Here is a 16,566-nt window from a genome sequence, read left to right on the forward strand (position 1 = left end):
AATCTAAAATATGCCCTCCCCATGATGAAACAAAAGTCATAAATGATAAAATGAACATTAACATACATTATAGCAATATTAATTCTTTTTGAGGGTTCTTGAAATGATGTCAAAGTTTTCCAAATTTATCTCAATTATTCTTACGATTACACTTTTAACGAGCACTTATTTGCTGAGCGGATGTGGCGCTGTGAAGGGCGACGCCAGGATATCCAAATTGGTAAAAAAGATGTCTCTGGATGAAAAGATTTCGCAAATGATAATCCCGGCTTTCAGAACCTGGAATGAAGAAAATGTAACGGATCTCAGTTCCTTTCCGGAGTTAAGCGAGGCTTTAAGGCGCCATCAGTATGGCGGCGTAATATTATATGGGTCCAATATTACCGGAAATGAACAGGTGACAAGGCTCCTCCGAGAGCTTCAGGATAATAACATGCAGGCGGAAGGCGTTTCTACGCATATTCCTTATCTGACTCCTGTGGACGAAGAAGGCGGAATCGTGATCAGGCTGACCTCGGGAACACGTATGACCGGAAATATGGCCATCGGAGCCACGACAGATTCAGAAAAAAATGCAGAGAAAACCGGAAATATTCTTGGCGAAGAGCTTGCCGCTCTTGGCTTTAATGCTGACTTTGCGCCAGACATTGATGTGAACAATAATCCGTCAAACCCTGTTATTGGCACAAGGTCTTTTTCCGACGATCCAGCCCTGGTGGCTAAGCTCGGCAGCGCTTATGCGAAGGGCCTTGCCCAGAACAACATCATTGCAACTTATAAGCACTTCCCCGGCCACGGAGATACCAGTGTAGACAGCCACATCGGTACGCCTTCTGTTGAAAAGACCTATGACGAGATCAAGGAGACCGAGCTTGTGCCCTTTAAAGCGGCAATCGAAAACGGTGCAGAAATGATCATGACGGCCCACATAACTTTTCCTCTTATCGACGAGCAAAAGACATTTGGAGATGGTGTAACTAGCGGCTTTTTCCCAGCTACTATGTCAAAAAAGATCATAACTGACATCCTCAGAACAGACATGGGCTACGATGGCGTTGTTGTAACCGATGCCCTTGAAATGGACGCAATTGCTGACGCGGGTCTTGTTCCGGGTGAAAAAGACTCCTCTGAATACTTCGTAAACATCGCAAAAGAAGTAATTAACAGCGGCGTTGATATTCTGCTCCTTCCTATGGATCTGAAAAACGCAGAGGCTGCAACTTTCTATGATGAATACATCTCCGGGATTTCGTCTTTAGTTTCTTCCGGCGAGATAAGCCAGGCCAGGATTGACGAGAGCGTAACCCGTATCCTCTCTCTGAAAGCGAGACACGGATTGCTGGATGAAACTGAAAACACAGATATAGAAAAAAATGTGTCTGACAGTACCGCGATTGTCGGTTCCAAGGAGCATCACGATGCTGAAATGGACATGGCCAGACAGGCCATCACAGTGGTAAAAAATGATGACAGCACTCTTCCTGTCGCAAAAGAAACAGCGAATATCTTCGTTCTTGGCAGACAGAATGCTGATGCCACAGCTTTGCAGTATGCTATTGATGAACTGAAAAAGGGGGATTACATAGATTCAAAGACAAACATAAATATTGATTATTATTACGATCCCTCCGCCGATGTCAAACTCCACTACACAGACGAAATGAAGGAAAAGATATCCGGCTCAGATGTCGTGATTGGCTTTTCCTATGCATCCGGCAATGGCGCTCTAGATAAGAGCAGCCCTCAGTACATCGGAATTACCAGCGCTATCAATGACATTCACGCTGCAGGCGGAAAGTTCATTCTTGTAAGTGAAAACCTGCCATATGATGCCGCTATTTTCAGGGATGCAGATGCTATTGTCCTTGCCTACATGGGCTCAGCCCTTGGCACAGATCCCACAGATAAAACCGACAGCGGCTCCGGTCTAAAGGCCACAAACGCCAATATCGTAGCCGCCATCGAAACAGTATTTGGCTCAAACAAACCCCAGGGCCATCTTCCTGTAAACATCCCTGATGTTACAGAAAATGCCGATGGGTCCCTTAGCTACAGCAATACTTATCTTTATGAAAGAGGCTTTGGTGTCACTGACTTAGAGTGACACCTAAGCTGACATTTAAAGAGATTGAGTTGACAGCTTTTCTCAATAAAGCTCTTTTAACGTCTCAAATATAGTCCTGGCTGCAAGCATAGAACCCGCGGGTGAAGCGTGCCTTCTGTCCTCAAAATACAGATCTGTCTCGGGATGAGCATGAATCTGTTCCCACCATCTCTCGCCTACAGGCGCCACAAGGCATCCATATTTTTCAGCCAGCTTTCTGTATCTTGCTGACATCTCCGACTGAAATTCCTCGTTTCCTTCCTCAGTCCATGTCATGTAAAAGCAGGCTTTTGCCTTGGTCTGCCTGATCCATTCCATTATCCTGTCCGCAGCGTCTTCCATCACGGAAAACTCGCCCATTGGGTGAGCTACATGCTGAAGAATTATGAAATCGTAGTCCCCAAAAAGAATATTAAACCTGGTCTGCTCATTATCTGCATGATAATCTAGCCCCATGCCGCCTTTAGTGAGCATAGTCACCTGCATATCAATGCCATTTTCTTTGCAAATGTCTTTGAACATCTTGGGCATATCATTGAAATACGTGTGGCTGTTTCCGATAAAAAGTGTTCTCATATCTCCCTCCAATACTCTGCTTGCTTCGTCAGCTCTTTTGCATTATAAAAAGAATATTAGCAATTAAAGGGGCTCTATTCAAGAAACTCAGTCACATTTTTCTTCACACGCTCGATATTTAATGGGCAGCCATCCACTTCATAGGTTAAAAAAAGATTTTTCGCCGTGTATATTCCGTATAATATTGATTAAGACAGCTCTTTTACCGCAGAGTTCTCGAATATGGCCCTGACTGAGTGCGCCTGGAAAGCTCATGACGGCCAGAAGCCGGACAATTGAGGTCTAAAAAAACGAAAACGTAGATAATTGCAGCTATTTATCTATCTTACCCCAGACGAAATAGCAATTCTAAAGAGATGAAATTTCCCTTATCCCACGCTATTTTTAAAATAATCTATGACATCCAGAAGGCTCTCGCAGACTGTGTCTGCGAGGTCTCTCATTTCTGCGTCTGCGGGGATCATGTCAGGAACCATGATTGGCTTCATGCCGGCGGCATGGGCTGACCTGATCCCGTTATATGAATCCTCGATGGCAAAAGAGTCTGCGGGGTTTACTTTGAGTTTGTCGCAGGCAATGAGGTATATCTCAGGGTCAGGCTTTGATACCTTTACTGAGTCACCGCCAACTATTTCTTCGAAATAATCTATAAGTCCCGCGTCTCGAAGCTCCGCCTCCACGACCGCTTTCCTTGTGGATGACGCAACTGCGCATCTAACATTCTCTGCCTTTAAGTACTCCAGGATTTCTTTTACGCCAGCCTTTATGGGGAGTCTGCCTCCATCGTATTTCTCATGGAAGAGTCTGCTGCTCTCCGAAAGAAGCTTATCTGCAATGCCTTCGCCGAATTCTTTTGAATAGGCATCCTCGACAATCTGTCTGGTCTGGTTCATATTCGTTCCGATGCATCTGTCGAACACTTCGCGCACATTAGTTATTCCATAGCCGGACGCCGCCTCCGTCCAGGTATAAAGACATGCTCTCTCCGAATCGAAGATGACGCCATCCATATCAAAAATCACACTATATCTTTTGTTCATTCCGCTCTACCAACTCTAATAAGACTTCTAAAAGTTCTCACATTTTTTAGTCAATTTCTATTTATTATATCATGCAACATTTGTAAAAATCAGCACCACACCTGATAGGATCAAAAGAACTATCACTATCTTTTTCACTACGAGATTATTTATCTTACCGGCACTATACATTCCAAGGCCAAGGCCGATCAGCATAAATGGTGAGAGTAGCAGTGCTTTTTTTAACATATCTATAGTCAGGATTCCGTAAAAGAGATACAGTCCAAGCCTAAATGTGTTCTCAATAATGAATACTGTGCAAATGTTAGCTTTAAAAGATTTTGTATCCTCTGTTGTCCGCCCGATATAAGCCCCAAGAAGCGCTCCAACTCCATAAAGTCCGCACAAAAACCCTGACAAAATACCGATAATTATAAGCAGAACCTTCGAGTTCTTGGATTTCTTTTTGGTCAATTCCCTGAGCAGCATCTCTATACCAACAAAAATAACCAATATTCCGAAGATTATTTTAATTACGGTAACATCTGTGTTCTTTAACAGAAAAGCTCCGACAGTGCTACCAATAATTACCATGATGGCCAAAGGCAGTACTACCTTTAGATCAATTGATCTTCGCTCCTTCCAGCTAATGATCAGGTTTGTCGGCAAGCCAAGAATCAGCTCCACTGGTGATATTTCTATGTTCGCAACAGCAAAACTCATTATTGAAGTAAAAACAAGCGTGTTTGCAAAGCCGCACAGTCCCTTTACATAAAACGCTGTCAATGAAGCAAGTATCCAAAAAAACATTAATCTCTTCCATCCTCTATTCCGAATTACTCTATTATACGCAAAAAGAACACTCCATGCTATTCTGAATAACAAAATGGTCCATCAACCCCGTCCCTGGGTATCATTCTGAATTTATACTTTTTTTATAATTCTTGTGCAAACTCAATCGTATCATTAAATAGTGTAAAAAAATCAGAATATGGGAGAGAATTATGAAAAGAATAGCTACATTACTTTTATCAACAGCAATTGCCATTTCAGCATTGGCAGGATGTGGAAATACCACTACAGAAACTACCGGCAAAACCTCACAGTATGAGCAGCTCATCACCTCTCTCCACGCAGGACAGTCATATGCATATGCTCCTGTCTGGGAGGGAGAAAATGCTCTTTTAGTAACAAGTTATATTTTTGATGACACTATGGGACATTTGGCAACCTATGAAGCCACCATTTACATAGAAAAAAATGGTTCTATCGAGAAAGTCACTTCTGTCCAAAGCGGCGGGATAGCATATCCGATTGCTGTAACCGATGACAACAGCCTCATAATATCAATGCGTAACTCTATAGCTAAAGGATATGTAAGTAAAGATACGGGCAAGTTCGTTATTACAGAAGAATCAAATATTGATTATCTAGCTGCTGAAGATGGTGTTTACCATAACTACAAAGACGGCACCGTAGATATCTCCGCAGACCCTTCATTATATGATGAACTTAGCGAAAAATATTCAAACTCAGAGGTACTTAATTTCACAAAAGCAGGTCTTTCATCTGATGGTTATCCACAGCTTTCAGGAGCTGTATACGCAGCATACAAAGGAGATGACCTTTACAACATCTCAAGCTACTATGTTTTTGACAGCGAAACTTCCGGTTCTACCCAGACAACAGATGGCTTATCAGGGATTCCTTTCACCTATGAAATTGATGGTGAAAACATTACCTTCCATTTCGCTTCAGCAGATGATAGTACACAAGCCAGGTTCAGCTGGGATAGCGGCGCTTTTCCTACTTTAGAATTTGCAGGCAACAATGAAACCATCTCTTTTTCATGCATCGGAAATGCAAAAGCTAACACCTTTGATGCCGTTAAGTATTATGACAATGACAGCAACCTTTATATGATAGTAAAAAAGTTTGATGAAACAACACTTACCGGCGATCTGTACCGTGAAGAAAAAATCAAAACAGAATACGTTGATAACGCAGAAGAAAACAGCTATATCTTCTCTGAAAACGGGACTCAATTCTCAGTTGTTTCTTTTGAGGAAGTAAATAAAGAACTTGAATATGGAACAGATGAAGAATTCAAAAAAGATGTTATAGGCTCCAGCAGATTCGACCGCTTCCTCGTAAAATGCAGTGATGATGACGCTTATTATGCACTTGAAAAAGAGGACTATGAGCCGGTATATCATGTTGTTTACATGCTGAATGAGGGGAATGTAAGAAAACTGATCGAAGAAAATGTTTCTTTTAAGATCAAAGAAAACTGTGATATCTATCTTCAGAAATTTGTTGATGATGGTGAATTTGCAAATCTCGAGGAAGAATACATTGTTGGAAGAGAGTTTAAGGGAGACAATTACCCCGGCTGGTCAGCAGATGCTAAAGAGTATTATATGACCAGTGACATGCTTGTCGCATTAGGTGTTATTGACGGTGAACTTTACAATTTTAATCAGATTTATGTTCCTTAAAAAAATTTTAATTACAATTAAAGTTCAGGTTCTAATATAAAGACATCAAGAAAAACACAACTTCTTGACCCCACAAAAGAATACTTTTTCATAACACACCCCCTTCGGTGGAAATCCGAAGGGTCCTCCCTACAATAATGCCGCTACGTTTCCTCATTTAGGAAATGTAGCGGCTTCATATTATTCATCCAATCCACGAACATAAGCGAATAATTTATAATTTAAAATCTGTCTTGTTATAGACTTTCTTGATTATCAGGATTTTCGTTATCAGAATTTCTTGGTTTACGGATAAGTTTGTCATTAATTAACTGACTTATCCGTATTTTTTTAGGTTTTTAGCGGTTTTATTTCTTGAATTACGGATAAGATTGTCTTTTATGTGACGACTTATCCGTACATTTTTTAGGTTTCTGATGATTTTGATTCTTGATATACGGATAATTTATCTATGTATCTCTTTTCTTATCCGTACTCATCACGCAAAAGAGGTCCTAAAGAGCCAAATAGTACGGATAAAATCATGTTTTAAGACTAATCTTATCCGTACCTCGCTAGAAACTCACTATCCTTACTTAAATCAAAAGAGTCAACTATCTTCTCATAGGCCAGTCTCGGATCATTATCCTCATAAACGTATATCGTTCCGCAATGGGTAAATCCGAGCTTTGCCAGCATTCCCTGCATGACCTTGTTGTCACCATGAGTGTCAATCCGAAGGTGGCCGCATTGCTCCAGAGCCCATCTGATGCAAAAAGAGCCGATGCCTTTCTCCGAACTATCAGAAGCGATCCTATGAACCACCCCGTAATGGTTATCCCCAATCCACTCTCCATCATCAATGTTCATGTATGTAGGCTCGATGTTTTCTCCCTGGGAAAAGAAAAATGTTCCTACCACAACTCCCTGCTCATTCTCGCAGACATAGCTGCAACCATTTTTGATATCGGCCTCGATAAGAGCCTTGGGTGGCCAATTTCTTTTTCCCCACTGATTGGGATTTCCGTGCTCTGCCATGAATTTGCGGGCATGAGCGTATATATCCATTAATCTTTCAATATCTTTCTCAGTTGTTTTCCTTATCATCATCTGTCAATCTACTGGTACTTATCTTCCTTTATCATCCTTATAGCTTACTGTTTCTGCGAGATTTTTTCTTTCTCAACTCATCATACTGTCCTATCATGTGTTCTTTCATTACATGATCATAAGCAAGCCTCTTTCCAATCAGCCTCTTTAAATCCAGCAAGCACTCTCTTATCTGTGACCAGCAATGGTCTTTTTACAAGCATCCCATCTGATGCCAGCAGATCAAGCATCTCGTCATCACTCATATTAGGAAGTTTTTTTGACAGTTCCATTTCTCTATACAGCTGTCCGCTGGTGTTAAAAAACTTTTTCAAAGGAAGTCCACTTTTAGCATTGAGTTTCTTTATCGTATCACGGTCAGGATGTTGCCCCTTTATATCAAGGCTCTCGTATTTAATGCTATTGTCATCAAGCCATTTCAGCGCCTTCTTGCAAGTAGTGCATTTAGAATAACAATAAACTTTTACCATGATTTATGCCTCCTATCTTATATTTGCAAAACTAAGTTTCTGTAACGCCTGTCTATTATTGCCACTTCTTCCAAACATCCGGCTGGTAGCCGAGAGTTGCCTGCTTGCCGTTTCTTACCACAGGTGTCTTGATGATCTGCTGATTTTCCAGAAGCTTGTCGAACTTGTCCTCATCAGCAATATACTGGATCAGAGCTACAGTGTCTTTATCCTTGGCTTCAGTATTGACCATGTCCATGACACTTCCAACAGCGCTGACAACAGAGTTCAGCTCACCCTTACTCATTTCTTTTTCCTTCAGGTCTATGAACTGAAACTTTATATTGCGCTCTTTGAAGAAGCGCTCCGCTTTCTTTGTATCATTGCACTTTTTGGTGCCCCAGATCTGTATATTCATCTCTTTTTAAAACTCCTTGTGTTAAAGCATCTGAAAGCTTTTTATACTCGTTTCTTATTGCAAACGCTGTGATTATGTCAATAATATACAATACATTTGCAACCAGATAAAATATCATTTTGGTTAGAGATATCTTTTTATCCATTTTAAGCCTGATCGTGCATATTTCTGCTGGGATAACTGTTGTAGCAAATACCGCAGCATCTATCGCTATAAGTATTGGTAAAACAAAAATCCCTGCACCTGCCAAAGCCATTAAGATTGTAAAAATCCCCGTCGCTACTATAAAAAACAGTACATAATATGGAATTTGTATCAGTTTTACTATCAGATTCACCTTCGCAAGTTTACTTTTATCATGTGATAGCATCGAGATTATTAAGGTGAAAATTATCTCAATAAGCATTCCTACAAAACAAATGCCATATAGCATTCCCCAGCTATCTTGAATTTTACTTGAAGTATAAAAAAGTATCAGGTAAACATAAGGCATTAGTGCATTAAGATATAGTAGATTTTCCATAGTAATATACTCCTCCATTTATTTATGACTGATTATCCCCAAATTATTCTATCTACCATTTGGGCGTAAGATCAAGCCTGTCTTTCTGCCTCTATCGTACTATTCACATATATAGGCAGAACTACGACCGCAATTTGAACTGCCACTATTTGAAACATACTGGATAGTGGCAGTTTTACACCAAGTATTTCTTTAAATTAGTACTTTTTTATCCTCATAAAATAATGATCCTCGTCTTCACCTGCTCTGTATGCCCCATTATTCAGCATTACCTTTTGAGATGCGATGTTGTCTTTATTGACACGAAGGTAAATCTCATCCTCGGGGATAATCTTATTGGCCTCGGAAAGAGTAAGCTTTAAGCCGGCTGTCCCATACCCTTTTCCTCTTTCATTCCTCTTGATGCTGTAACCAATATGTCCCGCGCCGTTCCTTAGAGTATCTGTAAGATGATGTCTGATACGAAACTCTCCAACCAGCTTTCCTTCGTTCCATAAGTAGTAATAAGTTTCAGGTACAAACCAGTCTGGCATATTTACAGGATGCTCATAAGATATGAGAGTCGGAAGTACATTTGCTATATATTCATCATATGAAACGCCGTGATATGGATTAGTTAACCCGTTCTCATCGGTAGGTAGCTCTGTTGTGTATTCCCATTGTGATCTGGCATCGTCAACGTTTATTCTTCGAAGTTCCATTACTGCTCCTCACTTTCCCGGATAACTGCTTATCTTGAATTATTACAGTTCCTTAACCATATGAATATCATCTGCATAAGTACCGTCCTGATACTTGTTTGCCTTCGGTATCCTTCCGCACTCCTTAAAGCCAAGGCTCTCATAGAGGTGATATGCCCTGTCATTACCACCAACTACCGTAAGTTCTGCCTGCTCATATCCCAGCTCTTTTATTGTAAAAAGAAGCTGCTCCAGCATGAGCCGTCCCAGTCCAAATCCAGTGTACTTCTGATAAAGAGCAATTCCGATATCTACACGATGCCTGGCCCTGCGTCTGCTTCCTATAGGCTGAAAAGAACAGTTGCCCGCATATTCTCCATCAACAAACGCAAGCATCAGCATGGAATCCTCAGATGAATTCTTGGCATTGATAAACTCTACCTCAGACTCAGCCGTGTACTTTACTTCATCAGGGTCGCAGAGAAGAAACCTTGTCTCCCCACAAACAGTTTTCAGATAATCAACCAGAAGCTGCGCTTCCTCAGGTTTAGCGCTTCGAAGCAATATTTTCTTTTCCCCGAGCATATACTCTTTTTCTTCAAAAACCATTTTTCCACCTCTTCTTTCTATATGTGCCTCTGCTAAAAAAGAATGTCGCTTGCGACATTCTCGCGCCGAGCGCGGTTGCATTTATGCAACATCTTCCAATCGCGCGATGTGCAGATCACTTGGCGAGGTTTTTTCGAGCCTAGTGAAATGTCATACACAGTAGTGCGCTTCCTTAGCGGAGCGATTTTTTATATCATAGGAAGCAATTTCCTATGATATAAAAATGCCCCATCAAACGACTGTCTGATGAGGCTCACATATCATAATTAAAATACAGCTATGCTCTATTGTAACTATTCCTCATCATGCATATCAAAAACAGATCCCTGATTGTATTTCACGGATTCATTATTGACCATATTAGAATTGACGAGGATACTCTTAATCATAGCTGCTCTCTTTCTGAAAATTATTAGTTGTTAGTATAATTATCTGACAACTTGCTGTCAATATGTTTTTTCATTTCATTCAAAGGCCTCCATATACTATCAACTAATTATATTCAAAAATACTTCGACGCTATATCAAGCATCGAAGTATTAGCCCAAGTGCTCTTCCAGGTATTTTGTTTTCTTTTCCTCTCAGCCACGCATCAATAGTTATCGTTCCAGTAATCTTCAGCGGCATCATAAGCTTCGTCTTCATCTTCATAGTCATCTTCGTAATCATAAAATTCTTCGTACTTATCATCAGCGAAGTCCTGGGCTGACTTGTAACTGTGCACATCGTAAGAATCATAGGATTTCTTTGAAGATTTAGAACTGCTCTTCTTGGATGAGCTCTTGCTGCTTGTTGTTTTCTTCTTAGAACTCTTCTTACTTGATGAATAACTGGTTGTTGTCTTCTTATCTGCTGCCTCTACTGATATAGATGACATTCCCACTGCCGCTACCATCATCATTACTGCTACTAAAACACTTAATATTGTTCTTTTCATAATTCACAATCTCCATTCCTTTTCTGATAATCCCGTTTTTTGATAATCCTATTCTGCCATATCAGGTGTCCAAAAAAGGTCTCTTTATCTGCGAACTAGTGTTCAGAATTTCTTGGATTACAGATCGTACGGATAAGATTGGCTTTTATGAACCGATTTATCCGTACTTTTTCTAGGTTTTTGCTATTTATACTGTACAAAAGAGATTTTAACTGCTGATACAGTAATTATTTATTCCCACTACTGCACCAACGCAAAAAATATTATTGATACAGTATTATTTTTCTTTTATTGATTAGTCCTGCCAAATTTACTACTGCAGGAATAAGATAATTTACAGATCTACAGTAATTATTTTTTACATTTACTGTAGGATTTTGAAAACCAAGATAATTACAGTGATCACGTTACTGTATGAATACAGTTCTTTTAAATGATACAGTATTCAAAAGAAAGCACTACTGCACATTCTAGGATTTCATTTAATATGCAGTAATGCTCCTTGTTCTCTTTAGGTTTTTGGTGATTTTGATTCTTGGTTTACGGATAAGATTGGCTTTAATGGACCAACTTATCCGTACTCATCATGCAAAGGAAATCCTGAAGAGCAAAAAACACGGATAAAATCATGCTTTAAGACTAATCTTATCCGTACCTCGCTAAAACTTCACTCCAACTAGAACCTCACTCCGCAAAATAACTCATTTTCCGTGAGATGTACGGACAAGGTGCCTTTAGCATTATCTTAATCAGTCCAAATCCTCCACATCAATCATCTTAATTGAAGTTTCACTAACCATCTGAGCAAACACTCCCATACCTGTGATCTTCTTTCCGGTAAAAGAGCCATCGTAAACCTCTTTTACTCCGCAGCTTGGGCTTCTTGACTGAAGAATACATACTTCAGCACCAGAATCCATAATCTTCTTAAAGGCCGCCTCTGCTCCGAATCTGAACTCTTTATCAACAATCTTGCCTTCTTTATTGGTAACAACTCCGTTCACTATCTCAGCAGGAATTCTTGGTGTAGGAAGGCCTCCCATCACTTCAGGACATATAGGAATCACTTCGTGCCCTTCACAGAAAGCCTTAACCTTCTCGCTGTAGTTATTCCCACCATTGTATTTGCAGTTTTCCCCCAAAAGGCATGCGCTAACAGCTATGACCATTACAGTTTTCCATCCTTCATTGGCTCTTAACCCCCTTACGCTCCTTAGCTTTTTCAATAAGCTCAGATGCCTCATTGAAAGCCCCTTCAAGGTAATCTGCTTCCCACTCTCTTCCTTTCTTCTCTTCCTTCTTTATTGCAGCCCAGGCTTCGTGAAGTTCTTCTTCTGAAGCATATTTCACGCCCTCAAAAACATGCGGATGTCTCCTGACCATCTTATCTGAAATGGTCTTTGCAACATCTTCAAAAGTAAATAGCCCCTCTTCCTCTGCGATTACAGAGTGAAACATTACCTGCAACAGCAGATCCCCAAGCTCTTCCCTTAGATTTGCCGCATCCCCAGTCTTTTCGAGAATGTTGATTCCTCCAACAACTTCCGCTGCTTCCTCTATGCACGCAGCTTTCAAGCTGGAATGTGTCTGCACCTTATCCCAGGAACAGCCGTTTTCACTTCGAAGCGTCTCTACTATACTTTTCAGCCTGCTTATCTCTGTCATTCTATCAAAACCTCGTTCCACATTTCGGGCAAAAATCAAAATCCTCAGTTGTCTCGTATCCGCACTGCCTGCATCTCTTATAGCCAGTAGTAAATCCTCTTCCACTGCTTACCTGAGTCAGATGACTTGGCAGTATCTCTACCTCCTCGCCCCTGGCAATCATCTTACCAATCTCCGGATCAAGCTCATAAACAGTTCCGCAGCAGCTAGTCTGCACATAGTAATGTCTGTTCCACTTGAAAGTCGGTATAAAGAAAAGAGACAGCACTGTATATGTCATAAACACGTTGAAACGTCCATATTTCCCGCAGATGGAACAAGTGATCAGCTGATTAAAGTTAAAATCTTTCCTGCCATCTGTGATTCCCATGATAAAAAACATTTATCTCTTCACCCCTGTTTTATATATTTTGCAAGCTCAGAGTTTTGCTGTAAAAAGAACTGATCTCTGACTATCTGCTTTATCCTGCCTTAAACCTCATAATCCAGACAGCTTCTGATCTTGGTATAAGGTCTTACCTTGGAATCAGCCACTGCTACATGCTCAGGATGCACAGAATATCCCTTAAGTGCCTCTACACTCTCAAAAGTTGAATCAAGCATCAGGTCTGCGTTAGAGGATTCAAGGCCATTTATGTTAACCTTGATATCAACAATCCCGGGGACCTTGCCCTTTAATCCCTCAAGCCCTTCTTTGATTCCCTGCTTGATAGCCACCTTCTCCTCTGCAGAAAGCTCATCCTTAAGTGTCCATAAAATCACATGCTTAACCATTTTCGTTCCCTTTATCCTTTCCATCAAATTCCTTATTCCGCTCAATCGTATCCATTACCAAATATCCCTCTTAACACCCTTTCCTTCCACTTTTATGGTCTTCTATAGAGCAAGCATCAGGTGTTCCATATTCAATTAAGCCCACAACCGCAGGATCAAGAGTTATACTGCCATCTTCGAGAACAAAGGCTGGTATGCCAACATCGCCAATTTCCTTGGAATGATCGAATGCCGGATTGGTATCGCGAAGTCTGGTAAAAGCTCCCATGTTCCTGATATTCTCGCCGATGTTAATATACTCAAATTCATTCTCACGCCCAATTATCTGCTCATGGATGTAATCGCAGTAGGGACATGTAGGCATTCCGTAAATCTTAATCATTGTTTTCCCTCCAATATCAAATCAATCAAGAAGTCTTCATATACTATCAACTAATTATAAAAAAAAATCTTTCTGTTTTACTACTGCCCTCGTCAATTATCTTGAATTATATTCCAATTGAACTTTCTAGTAGCTTTTGTTCTGCTACCATTCATATTCTTGTAATATAGGCAGTGTGTTTAAGAGGCATGGCTCTGCCTATATCGCATTTTTCTTAAATAGAGGCAGTGCTTTTTAGACGTCCGGTTCTGCCTCTATTATACTTTTTATAAATATAGGCAGAGAATTTTAGCCCTATTTTTCTGCCTCTCTAGCGCTTTTTACAATATAGGCAGAACAATTACTGCAAAATCAACTGCCTCTATTCCCTATCCCTTTAATATAGGCAGAGCACCAACCAAAAAATCAACTGCTCCATTCACAAATTCCTTGATATAGGCAGATTTGCCGTATTTTTGCACTGAACAAGGTATGGCTACACTGATAACGATGTTGCCTTCCAATGTAAGTCTCTTCTGTGCTTCCATAAATTCATTCTTAAAACGTGTGCTACCACACAAAGTTATTACTAGATATTTACCAACCATAGCCTTTTCCTCACTTATCTACCATTATATTAAATCCCACTTGTATTTGCTTCATAATTCTTTCATAACATTTTTAATTTCAATTAAAGTTCAAATCGTAATATAAAGACATCAAGAAGAACACAACTTCTTGACCCCACATAAAACAAAACTTTTCATAACACACCCCTTCGGTAAAGCACCGAAGGGTCCTCCCTAAAACAACGCCGCTACATTCCCTAATTCAGGAAATATAGCGGCTTAATATATTCTCATTAATCCCTTAGCGCTATAATTGTCATATGAAAATACTACTAGTGATCGATATTCAAGTTAATATTGTATTGTTCTGTATGGTATATTCAGCCATTTAGCTGCCAAAATAAAAGGATGCCCTGACTGCAGTTTTAGCTACAATCAGATACATCCTTACTTTTTTCGGTATTATGTTATTATAGGAACTCAATCGCCTAAATACTACTGCTTATGGATGGCAGTGTCCGCAAGAAGAATATCCCTGGGCAATGATATCATCGCGGCTTAATGAAGATGTCGCATAGTTTTCAGGTTTGATTTTCTTAACGTCATTACAAGATGGGTAATGAAACTTCTTGGTGCTGGTATTCAGAACGTAAGATGCCTCAGTCTGCTGTTGTGACGGGATATTATAAGTATCGAAACCATTTCCGCCATTACTTTTTGTTCCCTTAGAAGCTGTTCCTGCTGTCGATGTAGTTGTATCAGAAGCTGTAGTTGTGGCTGCTATAGCAACCCTGCCTTCAGCTTTTCCATGTTCATTATAGTGCTTTAAAAGAGCATCTCCATCAGCGCCTATGGCTGTCTGAAGATCCACGTTATTTATATAGTAGTCATAGGCATTAAAGGTTGTGGTGTTTCCCTTGTAGGTCTTTAAGGCCTGTACTTCTTTTGATTCCGTTGCTGTTGCTGAAGCCGTAGTTCCTGCTGCCAAAGCCACTTTTGCAGGAGCAAAAACTCCAAATACCATTGTTGCAGCTAATACCACTGTTAATAACTGTTTCTTGATAAGATACTTCATTTCTTGTCCCTCCTGGTGTTCTTATGGGTTACATTTCTTACATGGAACGTATCCCTGATTTATAAGGTCATCCCTTGAACCTTCATAATAAAGTTTATTCTTTTCCTTCATGTCACTTACACTGCTGCATGACGGATAATGAAACTTCTTGGTATTTTTATTGGCAATATAACTTGCACTCTGGGGAGGTTGGTCGGCTTGCTCAGACTGTGCTTCAACTGCTGTTTCAGTTTGAACTGGCGAGCTTTTTGTGATCTCCTGCTCTGTCTCATTTGAAGTTATGACAAAGCCTTCATCAAGCTGGTTACTGCCATCTGCATAATTGATCAGGACTCCAGGCTGTACGTTGTAGCAGAATACATTGAAACTTACTCCACTTCCGCCATCTTCTACAGAGTAAGCTTCCATCTTCACACCATCGCAAAGGAGATTATTACCTGAGAAGATTGGCGTAACCCTGTACATCACATGATTTCCAGTTGATTCTACGTATCCGGCAACCCTGTTCTCATAGGGAAGCATTCCCTCGATATTAAAATATCTTGTCCCAGTTATAAGATTCTTTTCGTTAGCGTTTTCGCCAGTCAGCTGGTATCCGATGAGATGACATCTATTGTAAAGATATGGCGGTTCAGAATTTACAATTCCCGGGTATTTGTTTTGGTTCCAGCCCGTGGGCTTAACAGAACCGATAGAACCACGCTCTTCAGTTGGCATTATGTCCTTGCCAACACAGGCCATTGCTGCTGTGCATCGTCCAAGCGAATCAAAATTTCCATAGCTTTCATAAGAATCTGTGGTGATTTCATCCGCCGTAAACTCTGGAACATTATTATTTATAGCTACTGATGCGCTTCCGGCAAAAGATGCTGCTGATTCCGCTGCCTCTACCTGAATCGCTGACAGATTGAGCGAGAAAACTGTACATATCAGCAATTCGAAAGCAATTATCAGCGCATATGTACTTGTAGCAGTTCTCTTTTCCCTCATCAGTTCTTCCTCTTATAAAACAAAAACACCGCAAAGCTGCGGTGTGTAGTTGCAGCTGGCTGACTCATTAAGTCCCTGTAGCTTTGTGTCGCCGGATCACTCCGGTTTTACCTAAGTATTTCACTACAAACATTGTAGTGCCCATGTTATATTCAATCAATCAAATTTCTATTAACAAAACATTAAAAATATGTCTTTTCCCACCGTAATAGTGGTAATTTCAGGTTTAT

Annotated in this window: 20 protein-coding genes, 1 pseudogene and 1 riboswitch; of the genes and pseudogenes, 3 read left to right on the top strand and 18 right to left on the bottom strand. The window is 40.4% G+C overall.

What is annotated here, in order from left to right; genetic code table 11:
* The first annotated feature begins 103 nt into the window (after positions 1-103).
* Positions 104-2,104 (top strand): glycoside hydrolase family 3 protein, encoded by a 2,001-nt coding sequence (locus E7303_RS05845; protein WP_292144271.1) that lies wholly within the window; start codon positions 104-106, stop codon positions 2,102-2,104.
* Positions 2,105-2,146: 42 nt separating this feature from the next.
* Here E7303_RS05845 and E7303_RS05850 read toward each other — a convergent pair whose 3' ends face one another.
* Positions 2,147-2,680, bottom strand: a complete 534-nt coding sequence (locus E7303_RS05850; protein WP_292144272.1) for a hypothetical protein — start codon at positions 2,678-2,680, stop codon at positions 2,147-2,149.
* A gap of 192 nt (positions 2,681-2,872) precedes the next feature.
* On the opposite strand from E7303_RS05850, the pseudogene E7303_RS18060 reads away from it, so the two are divergent.
* Positions 2,873-2,959, top strand: a pseudogene (locus E7303_RS18060) (DUF1349 domain-containing protein); the annotation flags it as partial.
* A gap of 89 nt (positions 2,960-3,048) precedes the next feature.
* On the opposite strand, the gene E7303_RS05860 reads toward E7303_RS18060, so the two are convergent.
* Positions 3,049-3,720 (bottom strand): HAD family hydrolase, encoded by a 672-nt coding sequence (locus tag E7303_RS05860; protein WP_292144273.1) that lies wholly within the window; start codon positions 3,718-3,720, stop codon positions 3,049-3,051.
* Between the two features lie 69 nt (positions 3,721-3,789).
* The gene (locus tag E7303_RS05865) at positions 3,790-4,509 is read right to left on the bottom strand and encodes a sulfite exporter TauE/SafE family protein (RefSeq protein ID WP_292144274.1); all 720 of its coding nucleotides are present in this window, start codon (positions 4,507-4,509) and stop codon (positions 3,790-3,792) included.
* A 194-nt stretch (positions 4,510-4,703) separates the two neighbouring features.
* Between E7303_RS05865 and E7303_RS05870 the strand changes: the two genes are divergently transcribed.
* Positions 4,704-6,197 carry a hypothetical protein gene (locus E7303_RS05870; protein WP_292144275.1) on the top strand — a complete coding sequence of 498 codons (1,494 nt, stop codon included), beginning with the start codon at positions 4,704-4,706 and terminating at the stop codon, positions 6,195-6,197.
* Between the two features lie 540 nt (positions 6,198-6,737).
* On the opposite strand, the gene E7303_RS05875 is transcribed toward E7303_RS05870, so the two are convergent.
* From E7303_RS05875 to E7303_RS05945, 15 genes are all read right to left on the bottom strand, one after another.
* Positions 6,738-7,286, bottom strand: coding sequence for a GNAT family N-acetyltransferase (locus E7303_RS05875; RefSeq protein WP_292144276.1), 549 nt, complete (start codon positions 7,284-7,286; stop codon positions 6,738-6,740).
* A gap of 116 nt (positions 7,287-7,402) precedes the next feature.
* Complete coding sequence (locus tag E7303_RS05880) at positions 7,403-7,756, bottom strand: arsenate reductase family protein (RefSeq protein WP_292144277.1); 354 nt, start codon at positions 7,754-7,756, stop codon at positions 7,403-7,405.
* Between the two features lie 55 nt (positions 7,757-7,811).
* Positions 7,812-8,153 (bottom strand): arsenate reductase family protein, encoded by a 342-nt coding sequence (locus tag E7303_RS05885; protein WP_292144278.1) that lies wholly within the window; start codon positions 8,151-8,153, stop codon positions 7,812-7,814.
* Positions 8,116-8,676, bottom strand: coding sequence for a hypothetical protein (locus E7303_RS05890; RefSeq protein ID WP_292144279.1), 561 nt, complete (start codon positions 8,674-8,676; stop codon positions 8,116-8,118). The genes E7303_RS05885 and E7303_RS05890 overlap by 38 nt, the downstream gene beginning before the upstream one ends.
* 197 nt (positions 8,677-8,873) lie before the next feature.
* On the bottom strand, positions 8,874-9,377 hold the full coding sequence (locus E7303_RS05895) for a GNAT family N-acetyltransferase (protein ID WP_292144280.1): 504 nt from the start codon (positions 9,375-9,377) through the stop codon (positions 8,874-8,876).
* A 42-nt stretch (positions 9,378-9,419) separates the two neighbouring features.
* Positions 9,420-9,965, bottom strand: coding sequence for a GNAT family N-acetyltransferase (locus E7303_RS05900; RefSeq protein ID WP_292144281.1), 546 nt, complete (start codon positions 9,963-9,965; stop codon positions 9,420-9,422).
* A gap of 592 nt (positions 9,966-10,557) precedes the next feature.
* Positions 10,558-10,902 carry a hypothetical protein gene (locus E7303_RS05905; RefSeq protein WP_292144282.1) on the bottom strand — a complete coding sequence of 115 codons (345 nt, stop codon included), beginning with the start codon at positions 10,900-10,902 and terminating at the stop codon, positions 10,558-10,560.
* A 749-nt stretch (positions 10,903-11,651) separates the two neighbouring features.
* Positions 11,652-12,071, bottom strand: coding sequence for a DUF523 domain-containing protein (locus E7303_RS05910; protein ID WP_292144283.1), 420 nt, complete (start codon positions 12,069-12,071; stop codon positions 11,652-11,654).
* Positions 12,072-12,087: 16 nt separating this feature from the next.
* Positions 12,088-12,567, bottom strand: a complete 480-nt coding sequence (locus E7303_RS05915) for a MazG nucleotide pyrophosphohydrolase domain-containing protein (RefSeq protein ID WP_292144284.1) — start codon at positions 12,565-12,567, stop codon at positions 12,088-12,090.
* 4 nt (positions 12,568-12,571) lie between these two features.
* Complete coding sequence (locus E7303_RS05920; RefSeq protein WP_022775205.1) at positions 12,572-12,949, bottom strand: zinc ribbon domain-containing protein; 378 nt, start codon at positions 12,947-12,949, stop codon at positions 12,572-12,574.
* 89 nt (positions 12,950-13,038) lie between these two features.
* Positions 13,039-13,341 carry a Dabb family protein gene (locus E7303_RS05925; protein ID WP_292144333.1) on the bottom strand — a complete coding sequence of 101 codons (303 nt, stop codon included), beginning with the start codon at positions 13,339-13,341 and terminating at the stop codon, positions 13,039-13,041.
* A 70-nt stretch (positions 13,342-13,411) separates the two neighbouring features.
* On the bottom strand, positions 13,412-13,723 hold the full coding sequence (locus tag E7303_RS05930) for a hypothetical protein (RefSeq protein WP_029231752.1): 312 nt from the start codon (positions 13,721-13,723) through the stop codon (positions 13,412-13,414).
* 368 nt (positions 13,724-14,091) lie between these two features.
* Entirely contained in the window at positions 14,092-14,310 is a 219-nt protein-coding gene (locus tag E7303_RS05935; RefSeq protein ID WP_292144285.1) for a hypothetical protein, read from the bottom strand.
* 463 nt (positions 14,311-14,773) lie between these two features.
* Entirely contained in the window at positions 14,774-15,346 is a 573-nt protein-coding gene (locus tag E7303_RS05940) for a hypothetical protein (protein ID WP_292144286.1), read from the bottom strand.
* Between the two features lie 21 nt (positions 15,347-15,367).
* Entirely contained in the window at positions 15,368-16,336 is a 969-nt protein-coding gene (locus E7303_RS05945) for a DNA/RNA non-specific endonuclease (protein ID WP_292144287.1), read from the bottom strand.
* A 47-nt stretch (positions 16,337-16,383) separates the two neighbouring features.
* Positions 16,384-16,458: riboswitch (cyclic di-GMP riboswitch) on the bottom strand.
* Between the last annotated feature and the right edge of the window lie 108 nt (positions 16,459-16,566).

It is taken from the genome of Butyrivibrio sp., assembly GCF_015056685.1.
In the GTDB taxonomy this organism is placed as follows: Bacteria; Bacillota; Clostridia; order Lachnospirales; family Lachnospiraceae; genus Butyrivibrio.

Excerpts from the sequence above, each read along its gene's own strand:
- E7303_RS05895 (WP_292144280.1), bottom strand. The coding sequence starts at position 9,377 with ATGGAACTTCGAAGAATAAACGTTGACGATGCCAGATCACAATGGGAA.
- E7303_RS05845 (WP_292144271.1), top strand. The coding sequence starts at position 104 with ATGATGTCAAAGTTTTCCAAATTTATCTCAATTATTCTTACGATTACA.
- E7303_RS05850 (WP_292144272.1), bottom strand. The coding sequence starts at position 2,680 with ATGAGAACACTTTTTATCGGAAACAGCCACACGTATTTCAATGATATG.
- E7303_RS05945 (WP_292144287.1), bottom strand. The coding sequence starts at position 16,336 with ATGAGGGAAAAGAGAACTGCTACAAGTACATATGCGCTGATAATTGCT.
- E7303_RS05915 (WP_292144284.1), bottom strand. The coding sequence starts at position 12,567 with ATGACAGAGATAAGCAGGCTGAAAAGTATAGTAGAGACGCTTCGAAGT.
- E7303_RS05900 (WP_292144281.1), bottom strand. The coding sequence starts at position 9,965 with ATGGTTTTTGAAGAAAAAGAGTATATGCTCGGGGAAAAGAAAATATTG.
- E7303_RS05880 (WP_292144277.1), bottom strand. The coding sequence starts at position 7,756 with ATGGTAAAAGTTTATTGTTATTCTAAATGCACTACTTGCAAGAAGGCG.
- E7303_RS05865 (WP_292144274.1), bottom strand. The coding sequence starts at position 4,509 with ATGTTTTTTTGGATACTTGCTTCATTGACAGCGTTTTATGTAAAGGGA.
- E7303_RS05875 (WP_292144276.1), bottom strand. The coding sequence starts at position 7,286 with ATGATGATAAGGAAAACAACTGAGAAAGATATTGAAAGATTAATGGAT.
- E7303_RS05870 (WP_292144275.1), top strand. The coding sequence starts at position 4,704 with ATGAAAAGAATAGCTACATTACTTTTATCAACAGCAATTGCCATTTCA.
- E7303_RS05930 (WP_029231752.1), bottom strand. The coding sequence starts at position 13,723 with ATGATTAAGATTTACGGAATGCCTACATGTCCCTACTGCGATTACATC.
- E7303_RS05910 (WP_292144283.1), bottom strand. The coding sequence starts at position 12,071 with ATGGTCATAGCTGTTAGCGCATGCCTTTTGGGGGAAAACTGCAAATAC.
- E7303_RS05890 (WP_292144279.1), bottom strand. The coding sequence starts at position 8,676 with ATGGAAAATCTACTATATCTTAATGCACTAATGCCTTATGTTTACCTG.
- E7303_RS05925 (WP_292144333.1), bottom strand. The coding sequence starts at position 13,341 with ATGGTTAAGCATGTGATTTTATGGACACTTAAGGATGAGCTTTCTGCA.
- E7303_RS05940 (WP_292144286.1), bottom strand. The coding sequence starts at position 15,346 with ATGAAGTATCTTATCAAGAAACAGTTATTAACAGTGGTATTAGCTGCA.
- E7303_RS05920 (WP_022775205.1), bottom strand. The coding sequence starts at position 12,949 with ATGTTTTTTATCATGGGAATCACAGATGGCAGGAAAGATTTTAACTTT.
- E7303_RS05905 (WP_292144282.1), bottom strand. The coding sequence starts at position 10,902 with ATGAAAAGAACAATATTAAGTGTTTTAGTAGCAGTAATGATGATGGTA.
- E7303_RS05860 (WP_292144273.1), bottom strand. The coding sequence starts at position 3,720 with ATGAACAAAAGATATAGTGTGATTTTTGATATGGATGGCGTCATCTTC.
- E7303_RS05885 (WP_292144278.1), bottom strand. The coding sequence starts at position 8,153 with ATGAATATACAGATCTGGGGCACCAAAAAGTGCAATGATACAAAGAAA.
- E7303_RS05935 (WP_292144285.1), bottom strand. The coding sequence starts at position 14,310 with ATGGTTGGTAAATATCTAGTAATAACTTTGTGTGGTAGCACACGTTTT.